At 33.7% G+C, this 16,105-nt stretch carries 15 protein-coding genes; 12 read left to right on the forward strand and 3 right to left on the reverse strand.

Going from position 1 to position 16,105, the window contains the following annotated elements; all coding sequences use genetic code 11:
• Window positions 1-127 precede the first annotated feature (127 nt).
• The 3 genes from HMPREF9144_RS04590 (at window position 128) to HMPREF9144_RS13645 (ending at window position 1,915) form a co-directional block, all read left to right on the forward strand.
• Window positions 128-595 (forward strand): hypothetical protein, encoded by a 468-nt coding sequence (locus HMPREF9144_RS04590; protein WP_006044718.1) that lies wholly within the window; start codon window positions 128-130, stop codon window positions 593-595.
• Between the two features lie 134 nt (window positions 596-729).
• Window positions 730-1,215: a hypothetical protein gene (locus HMPREF9144_RS12660; RefSeq protein WP_006044719.1), complete on the forward strand. Its 486-nt coding sequence runs from the start codon at window positions 730-732 to the stop codon at window positions 1,213-1,215.
• A gap of 106 nt (window positions 1,216-1,321) precedes the next feature.
• Window positions 1,322-1,915: a hypothetical protein gene (locus HMPREF9144_RS13645; protein ID WP_006044720.1), complete on the forward strand. Its 594-nt coding sequence runs from the start codon at window positions 1,322-1,324 to the stop codon at window positions 1,913-1,915.
• 38 nt (window positions 1,916-1,953) lie between these two features.
• Here the strand turns inward: HMPREF9144_RS13645 and HMPREF9144_RS12850 are convergent, their stop codons facing one another.
• The 3 genes from HMPREF9144_RS12850 to HMPREF9144_RS04615 are packed head-to-tail and all read right to left on the reverse strand — an operon-like array spanning window position 1,954 to window position 6,786.
• Window positions 1,954-2,601: an AbgT family transporter gene (locus HMPREF9144_RS12850; protein ID WP_083818104.1), complete on the reverse strand. Its 648-nt coding sequence runs from the start codon at window positions 2,599-2,601 to the stop codon at window positions 1,954-1,956.
• A complete protein-coding gene (locus HMPREF9144_RS04610) occupies window positions 2,591-3,316 on the reverse strand; it encodes a DUF5932 domain-containing protein (RefSeq protein ID WP_006044723.1) in 726 nt (241 codons plus the stop codon). The genes HMPREF9144_RS12850 and HMPREF9144_RS04610 overlap by 11 nt, the downstream gene beginning before the upstream one ends.
• Before the next feature lie 5 nt (window positions 3,317-3,321).
• A complete protein-coding gene (locus HMPREF9144_RS04615; protein ID WP_006044724.1) occupies window positions 3,322-6,786 on the reverse strand; it encodes a sensor histidine kinase in 3,465 nt (1,154 codons plus the stop codon).
• 889 nt (window positions 6,787-7,675) lie between these two features.
• Between HMPREF9144_RS04615 and pfkA the strand changes: the two genes are divergently transcribed.
• The 9 genes from pfkA (at window position 7,676) to HMPREF9144_RS04665 (ending at window position 16,069) form a co-directional block, all read left to right on the forward strand.
• Window positions 7,676-8,653 carry a 6-phosphofructokinase gene (gene pfkA, locus HMPREF9144_RS04620; RefSeq protein WP_006044726.1) on the forward strand — a complete coding sequence of 326 codons (978 nt, stop codon included), beginning with the start codon at window positions 7,676-7,678 and terminating at the stop codon, window positions 8,651-8,653.
• Window positions 8,654-8,697: 44 nt separating this feature from the next.
• Window positions 8,698-10,230 (forward strand): F0F1 ATP synthase subunit beta, encoded by a 1,533-nt coding sequence (atpD, locus tag HMPREF9144_RS04625; RefSeq protein ID WP_006044727.1) that lies wholly within the window; start codon window positions 8,698-8,700, stop codon window positions 10,228-10,230.
• A gap of 22 nt (window positions 10,231-10,252) precedes the next feature.
• Window positions 10,253-10,492, forward strand: a complete 240-nt coding sequence (locus HMPREF9144_RS04630) for a F0F1 ATP synthase subunit delta/epsilon (RefSeq protein ID WP_006044728.1) — start codon at window positions 10,253-10,255, stop codon at window positions 10,490-10,492.
• 466 nt (window positions 10,493-10,958) lie between these two features.
• Complete coding sequence (gene atpB / locus HMPREF9144_RS04640; protein WP_006044730.1) at window positions 10,959-12,071, forward strand: F0F1 ATP synthase subunit A; 1,113 nt, start codon at window positions 10,959-10,961, stop codon at window positions 12,069-12,071.
• Between the two features lie 57 nt (window positions 12,072-12,128).
• The gene (gene atpE / locus HMPREF9144_RS04645; RefSeq protein ID WP_006044731.1) at window positions 12,129-12,371 is read left to right on the forward strand and encodes an ATP synthase F0 subunit C; all 243 of its coding nucleotides are present in this window, start codon (window positions 12,129-12,131) and stop codon (window positions 12,369-12,371) included.
• Between the two features lie 62 nt (window positions 12,372-12,433).
• Entirely contained in the window at window positions 12,434-12,934 is a 501-nt protein-coding gene (gene atpF / locus HMPREF9144_RS04650) for a F0F1 ATP synthase subunit B (RefSeq protein ID WP_006044732.1), read from the forward strand.
• A gap of 18 nt (window positions 12,935-12,952) precedes the next feature.
• Entirely contained in the window at window positions 12,953-13,489 is a 537-nt protein-coding gene (locus HMPREF9144_RS04655) for a F0F1 ATP synthase subunit delta (protein ID WP_006044733.1), read from the forward strand.
• 8 nt (window positions 13,490-13,497) lie between these two features.
• Window positions 13,498-15,081: a F0F1 ATP synthase subunit alpha gene (gene atpA / locus HMPREF9144_RS04660; RefSeq protein ID WP_006044734.1), complete on the forward strand. Its 1,584-nt coding sequence runs from the start codon at window positions 13,498-13,500 to the stop codon at window positions 15,079-15,081.
• A gap of 10 nt (window positions 15,082-15,091) precedes the next feature.
• On the forward strand, window positions 15,092-16,069 hold the full coding sequence (locus HMPREF9144_RS04665; RefSeq protein ID WP_006044735.1) for a F0F1 ATP synthase subunit gamma: 978 nt from the start codon (window positions 15,092-15,094) through the stop codon (window positions 16,067-16,069).
• Window positions 16,070-16,105 lie beyond the last annotated feature (36 nt).

Genomic DNA, 16,105 nt, shown 5'->3' on the forward strand with positions numbered 1-16,105 from the left:
ATTATAATTTTTTCTTGGCAAATTACTTCTTGTAAATCAGCACTTTAGAAAATTCATTAATTGTTATACAGATATTGAGTTTTGCACTTAAAAGATAAAACAAAATAGAGAACAAACACCTGACAATATGGATAATATAAATGAGTTTATAAACGGAGAAATTTATGAAGTTCTCCTGAAAAATGTGCAAACAATAAGTAACATAGAAATTGATGATAATGTTCCTTTTGCGTTGTTAGATTATGATAATGAAAGATTAAAGGCAGCGCAAGTTAAAATAGACGATTTAGAATCTTTACTTAACACGAATATGAAGGAAGCTTCGTATTTTGTTGAAAAAAAGATGCAATATAACTTCGATGAAGATGATGAATATCCCGAAGGAGAAGAAATTTCAGACGACGATAAACCTCATACAATTGATGAACTTCCTTACTATAAAAACTTTTTAGTTTCATTTCTAATCGAATATTATTTACTAAAAGAACAGCCTACGGAATTAGGTAAATACCTAAAAAGAACACACATAGCACAGGCTACTAAATACGAAAAGGAGTTATGCAACATTTGGAAAGAAGTATTGGAACTTAAATAAACTCTAACGCAGATACTATGAATTTAGGTAGAAATGCCTTGCGTTTCTATCTTGAAATAGCAAATTCTATGAAGTGAGATATTTAAGAAATTTCCAATTTAAATGGAAATAGACATTATTTAAATAACTATATAATGAGAATAAAATTTGAAGGAATAAAAGATTCAGAAACACGAGTATATCTTTTTGCAGAAGTTCCATTGGGGGTTGTAATTCCTGATGGTAAAAACGATATAATAAAACGAGACCGAAGTGGACATCTTGATAAAATAATAGATGCATATCGTCCGTTTCTTCCTCAGAGTGGTGCAGTATTGAATAGTAATTTTATCATTATTACGCCGTTGAACAGCTATTTTTATGGATTTTCTTACAATAAAGACTTAGCGGGTTGGCATCAGCAAATAGAAAAAGGAGCCAAACTCTTAAATGTTCGATTAGGAAGAATAGTTGATGAGAAAGATTTTTTGTTATCTGACGGGACTAAATACAAACTGTCTGAATGTGAGTTTGAACGATACAATTTTAAATTCAAAGATGTTAATGGGAATTGGAAAACTCATAAAGAAAGAGAGAGAATTGATAAAAAATATTTGTTGGCAGATAATATAGAAACTTAAATAGAACAGCTAACAATTCTTTATTAGTTTAATAGTAAGCAAACTCTTTTGTCCGCAGTATTTTTAGTTTATAGTTGAAAAAGAATATATATAAAGTGCAATAGACATGTTTTATAAGTTAGGAATAAATCCAAGCAGTAAGAAATGGGCGAAATACGAAAATATTTCCTCATCACTTTGGGTAGATAATATTGAGACAACAAGTACAAAACTTTTTACTGATCCAGATTTGTTAAGAAACGGAAAACAAATAGAATATACAACGCTACGTGATGGTAAAATACCCCCAATTAATTCGATAGGTGCAGACTTTATCGTATTTGATGCTTCGATTTCAGATATTCTTTCTCTTAACGAAGAAGATAATATGGTTGTTATTGAAAGCAAAAAAGCAAATAATAGATATCTTTTGTTGAACAACTATAAGTCAATAGATTGTGTTGATTGGGATTTATCCGAAGTAGATCGTTGGCCAGAAGGAACCAAAATTGCAGATTGGCAAAATAAACGTGGTCGTTTTTTTATTAAACCAGTATTAAGAGGAAATAAAATTCCACCCAAAACGCAAGTGTTTCGATTGAAAGAGTGGGGTGGGGCTTTTAATATTGTTATTTCCGAAGATTACAAAGAAAAAATAATGAAATTAGATTTCGACCATTCGTTCTTAACATTTGAGTGTTTAAAAACAATATCAATATAATGTGAGTTGAATACAATAATTTTATTGATACTTTACGTTTATATACTTATAATATTGATAGATATGTTTAGATTGAATACGTAAACTACCATATAAAATAGTTGGACAACTAAGATATACATCGGAAATAGTTTACTGCAAAATATTAAACCACTAGAAAGCGAATTGTATATTTCGGAAAGCGTCTTTAGTTTGCCACACGCCATTCCATACGATAGAGACGAAACAACAATAATGAAAGACAAAGCAGGAATAAGTCCTGACGAAAAGCTACTTGGAAATAAACTTCCCGTAACACTTAATAAGGGTGCTTCTGGTAAAATAGTGAATACTATACTTAGAGCTATAAAACAAAAGAAACAAAACAGTGCAAATCTTATTCCTACTCGTTCTCTATAATGGAGTTCAGAAAATCTATTGTGTCGAAATATTAATTTATATACAATATCGTGAAGACCACTTGTTTTATAAACACCCCAATCAATAGATAAGAGCAATAGCCATACTAACATATTGCTTTTTAAATTGTTAGTAAATTGTCCTGCAAACCATCGTAGTCCACTGCCACTTAATAAAGAGTTAATATTAACATAAGGGAATGCTGCAGTAATTAACCATGAACTAAACACGATTAATAGCTGCAACACTATTAAGCTTAATGCTATAATCCCATATTTATTCTTCATCTGAATACAGATTGTCTATATCTATAATTCGTAATTCTAATGCACGTACCACCAATCGGGTTGCATTTATACTCATTCCTTTACGTTCGCTACCAAATAATTTCTGTACAAGTTCGTTTTGTCGTTTCTCTAAACTTTTTACTCCAAAAGGCATACCACGCAGATTTGTTATCTGTTCTTTTGTATATCCTAATGCTAAATGGCGTAGGAAACGTTCATCGTACTCGTCTATTTCATAATCTATCAGAGCTTCTTGGTGCATAAGTTCGTTATTAATGCTATTTTTAAATCGTTCTACTATCTTTTGTAAAATAGGCTGATTAAAAACTAAACGTTTTCCACTCATAACACTTGAGACATCACCACGTGTAAGTAATTCGCCACTCTTTAAACAAATTCCATCAGCACCAGCATCTAATACGTCTACCCAAAGTTTTTCGTTAAGTAGTTCTCCCGTAAATATAAGCACTTTTAGATTAGGATACAGTTCTTTAGTTTGTCTACAAATTTCTACTCCTATTGTAGTTGAACCACCTAATCCTAAATCTAGCAACACTAAATCGGGTAATTCAGCTTTCATTAACTTCCAATAAGCAACTTCATTTTCTGCAGTGCCTATAATGTGTGCTTCTGGTATTTCATTACGAAAGATACCTTCTGTGCCTTTTAATTCTAAAGGCACATCTTCAACAATAATTACTTTAAAATTCTCCATATTTTTTATTGTTCTTTCTTTGCTTGCGATAATGTTATACTAAGTGTGGTACCTTGCTTTGTATTGTGTGCAATAATACCACAACGATGTCGGTTGAAACATTCACCATTTTCGCGCACTATTTGTTTGCAAACCATATATGGTATATGTTTAATATCGGGCGCAAACAGATTGGTGCAGTCCTCATCAGATAATTGTAATTGGGACATATATAAATGGAATACTATATATTTTGGCGATAAATCGTCAACATCAATCATTATATTCTCTTCACTATCTTGTTTCTGTAGTAGCTCGAATAGATATTTCAGCAAATCTATATCTCCCAAAACTACAAGTTTACCTTTTTCGGGTGATAAAAGTTTCATATTTTTTGTAAGTAGCTTATTAACTTCTATCCGGCTATACATAGGTTTAAGCATAGAAGCTTGCTGTATAGCCTGTATACTTAGTGTAGAATATAGTTCCTTATAATATATAGAGAGTTCATCGATAGTGTTTAACTCTGCATCTCTTTTAGATAGTAGCTGACTTATCTTTGAAGGATAATACATAGTTTCGTGCTTCAGAGTAGAAAGACAGTTGTCTAAAATATTGTTGTTTACGTGTAGTCTATTGCTTTCAAGTTCCATTCTGTGCAATTCGTCTTTCGCCAACTCTATATTAGTAGAACTTATATTATACTGTTTAATAAACTCTTTCAGTGCATTGTTTATCTTCAGAGTAATTTCTTTTAAACTTTCTGGAAACTTATTTGTCCCGATAGCCTTAATCATTTGTTGCTTTTCGGGAAGAGTTCCATTGCTTAGAAGTATAGCATTTATTTGCCGGATATTTTCAATATACGATTGATAACGAAATCGTTGTCGATAGTACATAAAATAATATAATGGGAATATAGAGAGAAGAAGTAGTATCAACAAAACAATAGCAACATTTTTATTCGATTCAGATCGTTGCATCATTCTGCAATAAGCACTTAAATTCTTATCCGCCGAATTTTCTTTAAACAATAGCGTATAAACATTATTGTTATACTTATATAAGTCCCAATCGTGTAAAGCCAAAGCAGCAACAGCACTTTCGTTACGAATATCGAGAATTATACTAAAGTTTGTTGGTAAGTTTTCGTGCAACCAATAAACCTCAGCAGGTATTATATTGTCGTCTGCAATACGTTTCATTAAATGTCTGCCATTGGGTTGCAATTTTAGATAATACTTATTTAGGTAATATCGGCAAGTATCTGAAAAATCTAGTGTACGCTTGTAAGTTCCTTTTATATTACTGAAATAAGCAGAGTCAGCATAACGGTTCGCCATATCCAACTCTTGTAAAGATGTATTTTGACCGTTTGGTGAAATATTAATAATAGTTCTCATATCTTTGCAATATGAGAATAAGGAGGTTGTAAACAAGGGAATTAAAAATAGAACACGGATAATTCCTTTTGGAAGACGAAAATAAAACTTACTACCTTTTCCTGATTCGCTCTCAACGCCTATCATACAAACGGCAAAAAGTTTACTAAGCTTCTTGTATTTATTTATAATTCCATTGCAATTCATAAGTCCGAATCCATGCGACTTTTCGTTTTTATTGTCTATAATAGTCTTTCTATCGAAGATATGATTCTTAGTTTCGGCGTCGATGCCAATGCCAGTATCTTTCACTGATATTTCAACATAATCAGGTTTTTCATCAGCATATATAGATACGTAGCCGTTAGTAGGCGTAAATTTACGTGCATTTTCTGCCAATGTGTTTAGCATAAACAAAGTAAGCACTTTGTCTGCTTTCACTACACATTGTGTTTCTTTTATATTTAATGTTATACCTTTTAGTTGGAAGCTCATTCTAGATTTTGCTACTATATCGAATATTTGCTGTAGAGAAAAGCTTTCAATATGCAACGATAGTTCTCCTTGTTGTAACTTAATCCATTGAGTTAACACATTATTATAGTTGTTGATATCGTTTATTAGTTCGGCTATATAATTATAACGTTCATATCTAAGTTCATTGGTTTCTTTGTGTTTCTTTAATTGACTAATCTCATGGACCATTCTGTCTATTAGTGGATTTAGTGTATTAGCAAGAAACAACTTAGAACGTGTCTCAATACTTCTCTTCTTATCTTTTACTACATTGGTAGCAGCTATGTTATAATTTTCTTGTATTTCCTGATATTCTTCGTTTAACCTCTCAAGTTCTTTCTTATTCTGTACTTGCCATTCGTCTAAAGGTGTAAGAAGTTCTTTTAATGATTTTCCATCTGCATTTCTTCTTTTCTTTAAGTAATGGAATAACAGAAGCAGGCTTACCACTAACACTATCATCAGCAACACTGCAATTATCATAAGATTCAGTTGGTGCGAACTCTTTTCAAGTATTCCTGCACGAGATTCTAAATATCTATCTTGTCGTGTTTGTTCTTGTAAATCTAAATAGATGTTACGGTTAAAGTCGCTTCCTTGTTTATCATTTACAGCAGCATATACGACACTCAACTGTTCGCGAATAGAAGCTATTAAGTCTGGTGCTTGATTTATAGCTTTATTCCTTTCCAATGCGTCTTGTAAGCAAACAATAGCAGATTGGTAATCTTTTATCTGCCAATAACAGGAAGCTAATGTACGAAAAGCACTCGCAATTTGATAAACATCTCCATATCTAATAAACAAATCGGTTGCTCGTTCGGCTAAGTTACCTGCTAATAAGCTATCGGGGACATTGTCTGTATTTATAAATCGTATTGATGGATAATTATCTTTTATCAATCTATCATGTTCTGTCAATAGGAGATGCTCACTTAAACCTTGCAATGAATTTGCTTGCCAATACACATATCCCGTTTGTTGTGCCATAATAAAACAGCGCATTAAGTAATCGAATTCTTGTTGATTAACATCATTCTGTGTTCCAGTACTTAAAACTCCTCCTGCTCCTACATTATAAAGATATTTAAGATATTGTGCAGTATCATCGCGAGCAATTTGTTCTTCGTTTACTGATGCCATTGCTTGTGCCGACAAATTACGCAAACCTACATAATAATAATATGTGGAAGACACTATGCTAAATTCAGAATTAGCATAAACCATACGTTTGCGTAAATGTTCTGTTAGTAAGTCTTCTTCTTCAGCTATGCGTTTCTGTCTCCTTAACGCCTTCTCTCTAAAATCGTAGAATTCTTTGTTTCTCGATTCTCTTTGACATAGTCGCATTAGTTGTACATCGGCAACCAAAAGTTCTACCTGATTATTCGTGATGAAAAGAACACTATCTAACTTTTTGTAAGCACTTTTATAGTTCATTCTAACAATGTCCACAAAAGCTAAGTTATTTAATGCTTCTGCCTGCCCTGCATCGTAATCTTTTGATAAATGTAATGCTTTATTTGCATAGAAATATGCAGAATCTATATTGCGATAATGAAATGAATAAGACAAACTATTCAACTTATCCACTTTCTGTTTATCTACTTGTGAACAAGATGAGAAAAAAGAACATAAAACAAATATAAATATGTATATAAAGTATGTTCTAAACCGATTTCTTTTTACTTGTAAAATAGTTCCTATATTTATGACGATACAAAAATACAAAAGAAAATTGAATAAAAAACAAAACAAGTTTTATTTTTATCAACAATAGATATTAGAATGTCATAGTGAATAACAGTAACAACATTGTTGAGTGAAATATTGAAGTCATAATTTTCATCTAAATAAACATCTTCTATCTATTATAACATGGCATTATAACGGTTGTGTTTTTTTGTGATATCTAATTTGTAGTTGATAGATATCTGAGATGATCGTAGTAGATATATAAGACGCTCGTGATAGATATCTGAAATAAGAGTTGATATCGTTTAATATGGCTTTTCTTGATTTTGCTAGACTCTTTTTGATTATATTAATTATCTTGGTAGACATTTTCCTGTTGTATCTGCAGGATAATTGAATGTAGAATTAGAATCTATATTGGACTAATAGATACTTGGTCTTACTAGACGTGCAAGAACCCATAATTTGCTTGCTTGGAAATCTGAATGTCCACTTCTTATTCTACTAAACCATCAATAATATAAACAAACCATTTTGAAGTTATGGTCTAATACCAATTCGTTAGAATATTCCAATCAAACTTAAAAAAACAGGATATTCTTGTTTTATAATCTATTTCCCAAATCGCGGAACCCCAAAGCGAACAAAGAAAACAAACAAAACAAACAAAACCAATTAGTGTAAAACTGATAATTATAAAAAACACCAGGAAGTTTTTGTATTATGAAAAGTTTTATTAACTTTGCGCTGAATTTAAATACTACGATTTATACAAATAGATAAAGGTATGGCAAAAGTTAAAACAATAGGTATTTTAACCTCGGGCGGAGATGCTCCAGGTATGAATGCTGCTGTTAGAGCTGTTACACGTGCTGGAATATATTATGGCTTTTCTATTAAAGGAATCTATCGTGGATATGATGGGCTGCTTTCAGGGGAGATACAACCATTTTCAACAGAAAATGTTAGTGGTATTATTTGTGAAGGTGGAACTATATTGAAGACCGCGCGCTCTAAAGAGTTTATGACCAAAGAAGGCAGAAAAAAGGCTTATGATAATATAATAAAAGAAGAAATAGATGCATTGGTCGTAATTGGTGGTAACGGTTCTTTAACAGGTGCTATGCTTTTTGCTCAAGAATATGATTTTTGTTGTATAGGTTTGCCAGGCACTATAGATAACGATCTCTATGGAACCGATAGTACTATTGGTTACGATACAACATTGAATACCATTATTGAATGTGTAGATAGAATACGCGACACAGCAGAAAGCCATGAACGAATATTTTTTGTTGAAGTAATGGGTCGCGATGCAGGTTTTCTTGCACAAAACTCTGCAATAGCAAGTGGTGCTGAAGCAGCAATTATTCCAGAAGATTCTACAGATGTAGACCAGTTAGCCCAGTTTATGGAACGTGGCATTCGAAAATCTAAACGAAGTTGCATCGTTATTGTGTCAGAAAGTCCCAAGTGTGGAGCAATGTATTATGCAAATCGTGTAAAGAAGGAATTTCCAGGTTTCGATGTGCGGGTTTCAATACTTGGACATTTACAAAGAGGCGGACGACCATCTGCAAAAGATAGAATTTTGGCGAGTAGAACTGGTTATGGCGCAATAGAAGCTATTATGCAAGGGCAGCGAAATATAATGGTAGGAATTCATAACGATTCTATCGTATATATACCCCTTTCAGAAGCAATTCGTTCTGATAAACCATTTGATAAGAAACTAATAAAGGTTTTAGATGTACTTAGTATATAATACGTAGTAAAAAATAAAGCATTAAATAATAAAAAATTAAATATATGTCACAGATTAATGGACGCATTTCTCAGATTATTGGGCCTGTAATAGACGTCTACTTTGATGTTAAAGGTGAAGATCCGGAAAAAGTCCTCCCGAAGATTTACGATGCTCTTCGCGTAAAGAGACCGAATAATGAAGACGACCTGATAATAGAAGTGCACCAACACATCGGTGAAGATACAGTACGATGTGTAGCGATGGATAATACAGAGGGGTTGCAACGCGATTTAGAAGTTATTCCAACTGGAAGTCCAATTGTAATGCCTGCAGGCGAACAAATTAAGGGAAGAATGATGAATGTAATAGGTAAACCTATTGATGGTATGGATACTCTTAATATGCAAGGAGCTTATCCAATTCATCGCGAACCACCTAAGTTTGATGAATTGTCTACACAGAAAGAAATGTTAGCGACAGGTATCAAAGTGATTGATTTACTTGAACCATATATGAAAGGTGGAAAAATTGGTCTCTTTGGGGGTGCTGGTGTTGGTAAAACTGTGCTTATTATGGAGCTTATCAATAATATAGCAAAGGGACATAATGGATATTCTGTATTTGCAGGTGTAGGTGAACGAACTCGTGAAGGAAACGACTTGATACGCGATATGCTTGAATCTGGAGTTATTCGATATGGTGAAAAGTTCCTAAAAGCAATGGAAGAAGGAAAGTGGGATCTTTCTCTTATCGATAAGGAAGAACTAAAAAAATCACAGGCAACCCTTGTTTATGGTCAAATGAATGAACCTCCTGGGGCACGTGCATCAGTTGCACTTTCTGGATTAACAGTAGCAGAAGAGTTCCGCGATCATGGAGGAAAAGATGGTGAGGCAGCTGATATAATGTTCTTTATTGATAATATTTTCCGTTTTACACAAGCAGGTTCTGAAGTTTCAGCTCTTCTTGGGCGTATGCCTTCAGCTGTTGGATATCAACCTACGCTTGCTAGCGAAATGGGAACAATGCAAGAACGTATTACTTCTACAAAGAGAGGTTCTATTACTTCTGTTCAAGCGGTATATGTACCTGCAGATGACTTAACTGACCCTGCTCCAGCAACAACCTTTACACACTTGGACGCAACAACTGAGTTGAGTCGTAAGATAACAGAGTTAGGAATTTATCCAGCCGTAGATCCATTAGGAAGTACATCACGTATTCTTGACCCATTAGTTGTTGGTAAAGAACATTATGAATGTGCACAACGAGTAAAGCAATTATTGCAACATTATAACGAATTGCAAGATATAATTGCTATTTTGGGTATGGACGAATTGTCAGATGAAGACCGTTTAGTTGTAAATCGGGCACGTCGCGTACAACGTTTCCTATCTCAGCCATTTACTGTTGCTGAACAGTTTACAGGAATTCCAGGAGTAATGGTGCCAATTGAAGATACAATTAAAGGATTTAATGCTATCTTGAATGGCGAAGTAGACGATCTTCCTGAACAAGCATTCCTTAATGTTGGAACAATTGAAGATGCGAAAGAGAAAGCAAAGAAACTTCTTGATGCAGCTAAGAATAATTAATTGACAAATAGATATAGTTACAATGTTATTTTTAACAATTATATCACCCGAGAAAATCCTTTTTAAAGGCAATGTGGAGAATGTCTTAGTTCCTGGTGAATTGGGAGAGTTTGAAATTCTAATGAATCATGCACCAATTATTTCTACATTAATAAAAGGGCGCATCGTTTATACCATTGGTTCTGAAAAGAAGGAAATTACGATAAATGGAGGTTTTGTAGAAGTTAAGAAAAATGAAGTAAATCTTTGTGTAGAACTATAATTGTTCATAGAATAAACAATCTCAATGTCTCTTTAAGCATATTTAAATCTATGAGTATTACAGATATAGAAAGGAATTATAATAAGATTAATCTTTGGATTCTGGTAGCGATTACTTTGATAGGTTTGATAATGTCTCAGATATTGTTGCAGCAAACTCTAATAACCCCATTAATAATTAGTGCGATATTTTTCATTATAACAAATAAGATATATGGAAAATTATGGAAGTATTTTGCAACTAACTCTCCAATGGCTTTAGGGAAATTCTATCTTGTAGGTTCTATGCTGAGAATGTTTCTTGCAGTTATTATAACTTTTATTGGAATATTAGTTTTTCGAGGAGATAATGAAAAGATGCTTACGTATGTATTTGTATTTGCCTTTTACTATATTTCGATAATGTTTTTTGACTCTGTATATTTCTTCCGCATTGAGAAAAATAACAAAATAAATAATAAGACTATATGAAATTTACTAGACGAGTACTTCTCTTGTTGTTTCTATTTACTACACCTATATTGACATTCTCACGAGATATGTCGAAAAAAGAAAATATAGATGTGAAGGAAATCCTATGGGGACACATAAAAGACTCTTATGAATGGCATATTACAGATTTAGGAACTGAGGGAAATATTCACCCAGTAGTAATACATCTTCCCATAATAGTAAAGACATCTACTGGTTGGCATATCTTTAGTAGTGGTATGTTTGCTGAAGAGAGAGATGCAAATGGAGATAGACCTGGACCATACAATCTTGTTATAAAAAGTGGAGATGATAAAGTAAATCCAAACTTAATAGTTGAGAAAATTGGTAATAAAGAAGTACGTCCTATTGATCTTTCTATAACAAAAGTTGTTTGTACAGTCTTTATAGATGGAATATTGCTTCTTTTGGTTATTTTGATACCTGCCCATTGGTGTCGTAAACATAAGATAGATGATCCAGCTCCTAAAGGATTCACAGGACTAATGCACATGTTCATTATGAATATATATGACGAAGTTATAAAGCCTTGCTTGGGTGATGAAACTCCGAAGTATGCTCCTTGGCTACTTACGTGTTTCTTCTTTATTTTCTTCGCAAACCTTATGGGATTAGTTCCATTTCCTCCAGGTGGTGGTAATTTAACTGGTAATATAACCTGTACTTTCTTTTTAGGAATATGTACTTTCCTTATTACAAACTTTACAGGTACAAAAGAATATTGGAAAGAAATATTCTGGCCAGATGTTCCTGTTTGGATGAAATTTCCAATACCTCTAATGCCGATTATTGAACTTTTTGGTATATTCACAAAACCTTTAGCTTTGATAATTCGACTTTTTGCAAATATGTTTGCTGGGCATGCTATTGCATTATGTTTCTGTGCAATTATATTTATAATGTTTAGCATTTCTAATAATGCTTTAGTGAATTGGAGTGCTGGAACTAGTATGTCAATTATAGGTGTACTCTTGAGCGTCTTTATGATGCTACTTGAATTCCTTGTTAGTTATATTCAAGCATTAGTATTTACAATGTTGAGTGCAGTGTTTATAGCACAAGCACATGTAAAAGAGCATAAAGCCTAATATGTAAAATAGAATAGAATAAAATAAATATTAATAATAAATTAAAAAATTAAGATTATGTTATCATTATTATTAGCAGATGTTGCTATCGCAAAATTAGGAGCAGCCATTGGCGCAGGTTTAGTTGCAATTGGAACTGGTATGGGAATTGGACGCATTGGTGGACAAGCAATGGATGCAATGGCACGCCAACCAGAAAAAATTGGCGACCTTCGTTCATCTATGATTATTGCTGCAGCTTTGATAGAAGGTGTTGCGTTTTTGGCTGTAATCGTTTCAATCCTTGCAATTGTAATGTAATTATGGATACTACGTGTTAATCCACGTAATATCGATTAGTTTAGAAAGAATAAAACCAGCGTATGGATTTATTAGTCCCCAATAGTGGACTCCTTTTCTGGTTGACTCTTGTCTTCCTTATAGTAGCATTTATTGTTATTAAGTTTGGTTTTCCTGTTATTATTAATATGGTAAACGAACGTAAGGAGTTTATAGATGAAAGTCTTCGTAAGGCGCATATAGCCAATGAAAAGCTGTCTAATATTCAAAAAGAAGGTGAATCCGTCATACAACAAGCACGTGAAAAGCAAGCGCTTCTATTAAAAGAAGCGACTGCTACACATGATATTATAGTTGGGAAGGCACAGGATAAAGCGAATGAAGAAAGTTCACGAATTATTGCAGAGGCGAGATTAGAGATTGCCACTGAAAGGCAAAATGCCTTTAATGATATTCGTGGTCAAGTAGCGGAACTCAGTATAAAAGTAGCAGAGAAAATTCTCCACGAACAACTTTCTGACGATAAAAAGCAGATGGAGTTGATAGAAAAATTGCTGGATAATGTTTCTTCTCCCAGTAAATAATGAATTAAAATTAGTATTATGGATATTGGGATAGTCTCTGTTCGCTATGCACGTGCACTTTTAAAAGGAGCAACAATAGCAAAGCAAGAAGATAAAATTTATGCGGAGATGCAAACGTTATTCAGTAGCTATACTGAGTTTCCACAATTGCATTCTACAATGAATAACCCAATGCTATCTAAAGAGGCGAAGCAAGAGTTATTAGAAATTGCAAGTGGAGGCGATGTTAGTTCTCTCTTAAAATCATTTTTTGCTCTTGTTCTGAAGGAGAGACGCGAGGGATTTTTACAATTCATCGCAAACTCTTATATTACGTTATATAGGAAGCAAAAGGATATTATTCAAGGAAAGCTTATAACAGCAGTCCCAGTCTCGCCTATTATTGAAAAGAAAATGAAGACGTTGGTACATTCAAATGCAGGTGGAACTGTAGAATTTACCACAACAATAGATCCTGATATAATAGGAGGCTTCATTCTTGAATATGATACGTACAGAATGGATGCAAGTGTGAAGACAAAACTAAATTCACTCCTCACACAATTAAAGAAATAGAAATAAATATGTCGAATAAGATAAAACCAAGCGAAGTGTCTGATGTCCTTTTAAAGGCACTTCAGAGCGTAAATGCAGAAGAAAAATTCGATGAAGTTGGTACAGTACTAACAGTCAGCGATGGTGTTGCTCGTATTTATGGTCTTCGTAATGCTGAGGCAAATGAACTCTTAGAGTTTGATGATGGTACAATGGCTATTGTTATGAACTTAGAGGAGGATAATGTAGGTTGTATTCTTCTTGGTTCAACTACGGATATAAAAGAAGGACAAACAGTTAAACGTACACATCGTATTGCCTCTATTCGAGTTAATGATAATTTTTTAGGACGTGTTGTAAACCCACTTGGTCAAGCAATTGACGGTAAAGGAGATATTGATTTATCAGAAGCTTTTGAAATGCCTTTAGACCGTAAGGCTCCTGGAGTAATTTATCGTCAACCTGTAAAAGAACCACTACAAACAGGTTTAAAGGCTGTTGATTCTATGATCCCTATTGGGCGTGGACAACGTGAACTTATTATTGGCGACCGCCAAACGGGTAAAACAGCTATTGCTGTTGATACCATTATAAATCAAAAATCTTCATACGAAAAAGGAAATCCTGTATATTGTATTTATGTTGCGATAGGGCAGAAGGCTTCCACAGTGGCAAATCTTGTACAGATATTACGCGATAATGGTGCTTTACCTTATACGATTATTGTAAGTGCTACTGCTGCCGACCCTGCTGCAATGCAATATTACGCTCCTTTTGCAGGTGCTGCGATAGGAGAATATTTCCGCGATCGTGGATATTCTGCACTTGTTGTTTATGATGATTTATCTAAGCAAGCAGTTGCTTATCGTGAAGTATCTTTAATTCTTCGACGTCCTTCTGGGCGTGAGGCATATCCTGGCGATGTTTTCTATCTCCATTCTCGTTTATTAGAGCGTGCAGCACGTATTAATAATCAACAAGAAATTGCAGAAAAAATGAACGACCTGCCTGAATGTATGAAAGGCAAGGTAAAAGGTGGTGGATCGTTAACAGCACTTCCTATTATTGAGACACAAGCTGGCGATGTTTCTGCATATATTCCTACTAATGTTATCTCTATTACTGACGGACAGATATATTTGGAGAGCGATTTATTCAACCAAGGTTTCCGACCAGCAATTAATGTAGGTATTTCTGTTTCTCGTGTGGGTGGTTCTGCACAAGTAAAGAGTATGAAGAAAGTTGCAGGTACATTGAAAATAGATATGGCTCAATATCGCGAGTTGGAAGCATTCTCTAAGTTCTCTTCTGATATGGATAAGGTTACAGCAATGACTTTGGATAGAGGACGAAAGAATAACCAGTTGTTGATACAAGCACAATATTCACCAATGCCAGTTGGCGAGCAGATTGCTATTCTTTATTGTGGTGTTCATGGTTTACTATATGCAGTTCCTGTTGAAAAGGTTAGAGAATGTCAGGACCAATTCTTGGAAGCAATGCGTAATATGCATAAAGAAGTCTTAGATAACTTAGCATTAGGTAATCTTCTTGATAACGATATTAAGGTTATTGAAGAAGTGATGAGTAATATAACTGCGCAATATAAATAAAACCAAATAAATGCCATCTTTAAAAGAAATAAAGAATCGAATTGCCAGTGTTAATAGTACTCGTAAAATTACGAGTGCTATGAAGATGGTAGCTTCCAGCAAACTTCATCATGCACAGGTTGCAATAGAAAATATGCTTCCTTATGAAAATTTGCTTGAACATATTCTGAAAGCATTTTTAGTGTCTACTCCTGATACAAATACTTCATTTAGTGAAGAACGAGAAATAAAACGAGTAGCTTTGTTGGTTTTCTCTTCTAATAGTTCTTTGTGTGGCGGATTTAATACAAATATTATAAAGATGCTCCAAAGCACTTTAAATGATTATTTGGCAAAAGGTGTAACTAAAGATAACATTATTGTCTATCCAATTGGGCGTAAAGTTGCAGAAAAGGTTGCTAAAATGGGACTTAAAAGTGCAGGAACCTTCTTGGAACTTGCCGAAAAGCCTAATTCAGAAGAGTGCAGAAATATTGCTGTTGAGATTGAGAAACTGTGGCTTAATAATGATATTGATAGGGTAGAAATGATTTATCATCATTTTAAAAGTGCAGGAAGTCAGATTCTTACACGAAAAACTTATCTACCAATAGATTTAGATACAGAATTGAGTCTCGATAAAGAACGCGATTTAACCTCGAATATCACAACCAAAAAGGCTCAGGAGTATTTAAAGGAGCATAAACGGAATATGCAATCAAACGATAAAGACGAAATAATAAAACCACTGAACGATGATTTTATTGTTGAGCCTGATTTGAAAACCGTTCTAACTTCTTTAATTCCTAAGTTACTTCATTTAATGGTGTATACGGCTTTATTAGATAATAATGCATCGGAACATGCTGCTAGAATGGTTGCAATGCAATCTGCAACCGACAATGCTGATGAATTGCTTCGTGGATTAAAGCTACAATATAACAAATCTCGTCAAGCAGCTATTACGTCAGAATTGTTAGATATTGTAGGTGGTTCTATTAATAACTAATTTTATCAACAATAATAAACAATTAGTTTCATTATT

It is taken from the genome of Prevotella pallens ATCC 700821, assembly GCF_000220255.1.
In the GTDB taxonomy this organism is placed as follows: Bacteria; Bacteroidota; Bacteroidia; order Bacteroidales; family Bacteroidaceae; genus Prevotella; species Prevotella pallens.

Bases quoted from the DNA above. Each gene is read 5' to 3' on its own strand.
- HMPREF9144_RS04590 (WP_006044718.1), top strand. From the start codon at position 128: ATGGATAATATAAATGAGTTTATAAACGGAGAAATTTATGAAGTTCTC.
- HMPREF9144_RS12660 (WP_006044719.1), top strand. From the start codon at position 730: ATGAGAATAAAATTTGAAGGAATAAAAGATTCAGAAACACGAGTATAT.
- HMPREF9144_RS13645 (WP_006044720.1), top strand. From the start codon at position 1,322: ATGTTTTATAAGTTAGGAATAAATCCAAGCAGTAAGAAATGGGCGAAA.
- HMPREF9144_RS12850 (WP_083818104.1), bottom strand. From the start codon at position 2,601: ATGAAGAATAAATATGGGATTATAGCATTAAGCTTAATAGTGTTGCAG.
- HMPREF9144_RS04610 (WP_006044723.1), bottom strand. From the start codon at position 3,316: ATGGAGAATTTTAAAGTAATTATTGTTGAAGATGTGCCTTTAGAATTA.
- pfkA (WP_006044726.1), top strand. From the start codon at position 7,676: ATGGCAAAAGTTAAAACAATAGGTATTTTAACCTCGGGCGGAGATGCT.
- atpD (WP_006044727.1), top strand. From the start codon at position 8,698: ATGTCACAGATTAATGGACGCATTTCTCAGATTATTGGGCCTGTAATA.
- HMPREF9144_RS04630 (WP_006044728.1), top strand. From the start codon at position 10,253: ATGTTATTTTTAACAATTATATCACCCGAGAAAATCCTTTTTAAAGGC.
- atpB (WP_006044730.1), top strand. From the start codon at position 10,959: ATGAAATTTACTAGACGAGTACTTCTCTTGTTGTTTCTATTTACTACA.
- atpE (WP_006044731.1), top strand. From the start codon at position 12,129: ATGTTATCATTATTATTAGCAGATGTTGCTATCGCAAAATTAGGAGCA.
- atpF (WP_006044732.1), top strand. From the start codon at position 12,434: ATGGATTTATTAGTCCCCAATAGTGGACTCCTTTTCTGGTTGACTCTT.
- HMPREF9144_RS04655 (WP_006044733.1), top strand. From the start codon at position 12,953: ATGGATATTGGGATAGTCTCTGTTCGCTATGCACGTGCACTTTTAAAA.
- atpA (WP_006044734.1), top strand. From the start codon at position 13,498: ATGTCGAATAAGATAAAACCAAGCGAAGTGTCTGATGTCCTTTTAAAG.
- HMPREF9144_RS04665 (WP_006044735.1), top strand. From the start codon at position 15,092: ATGCCATCTTTAAAAGAAATAAAGAATCGAATTGCCAGTGTTAATAGT.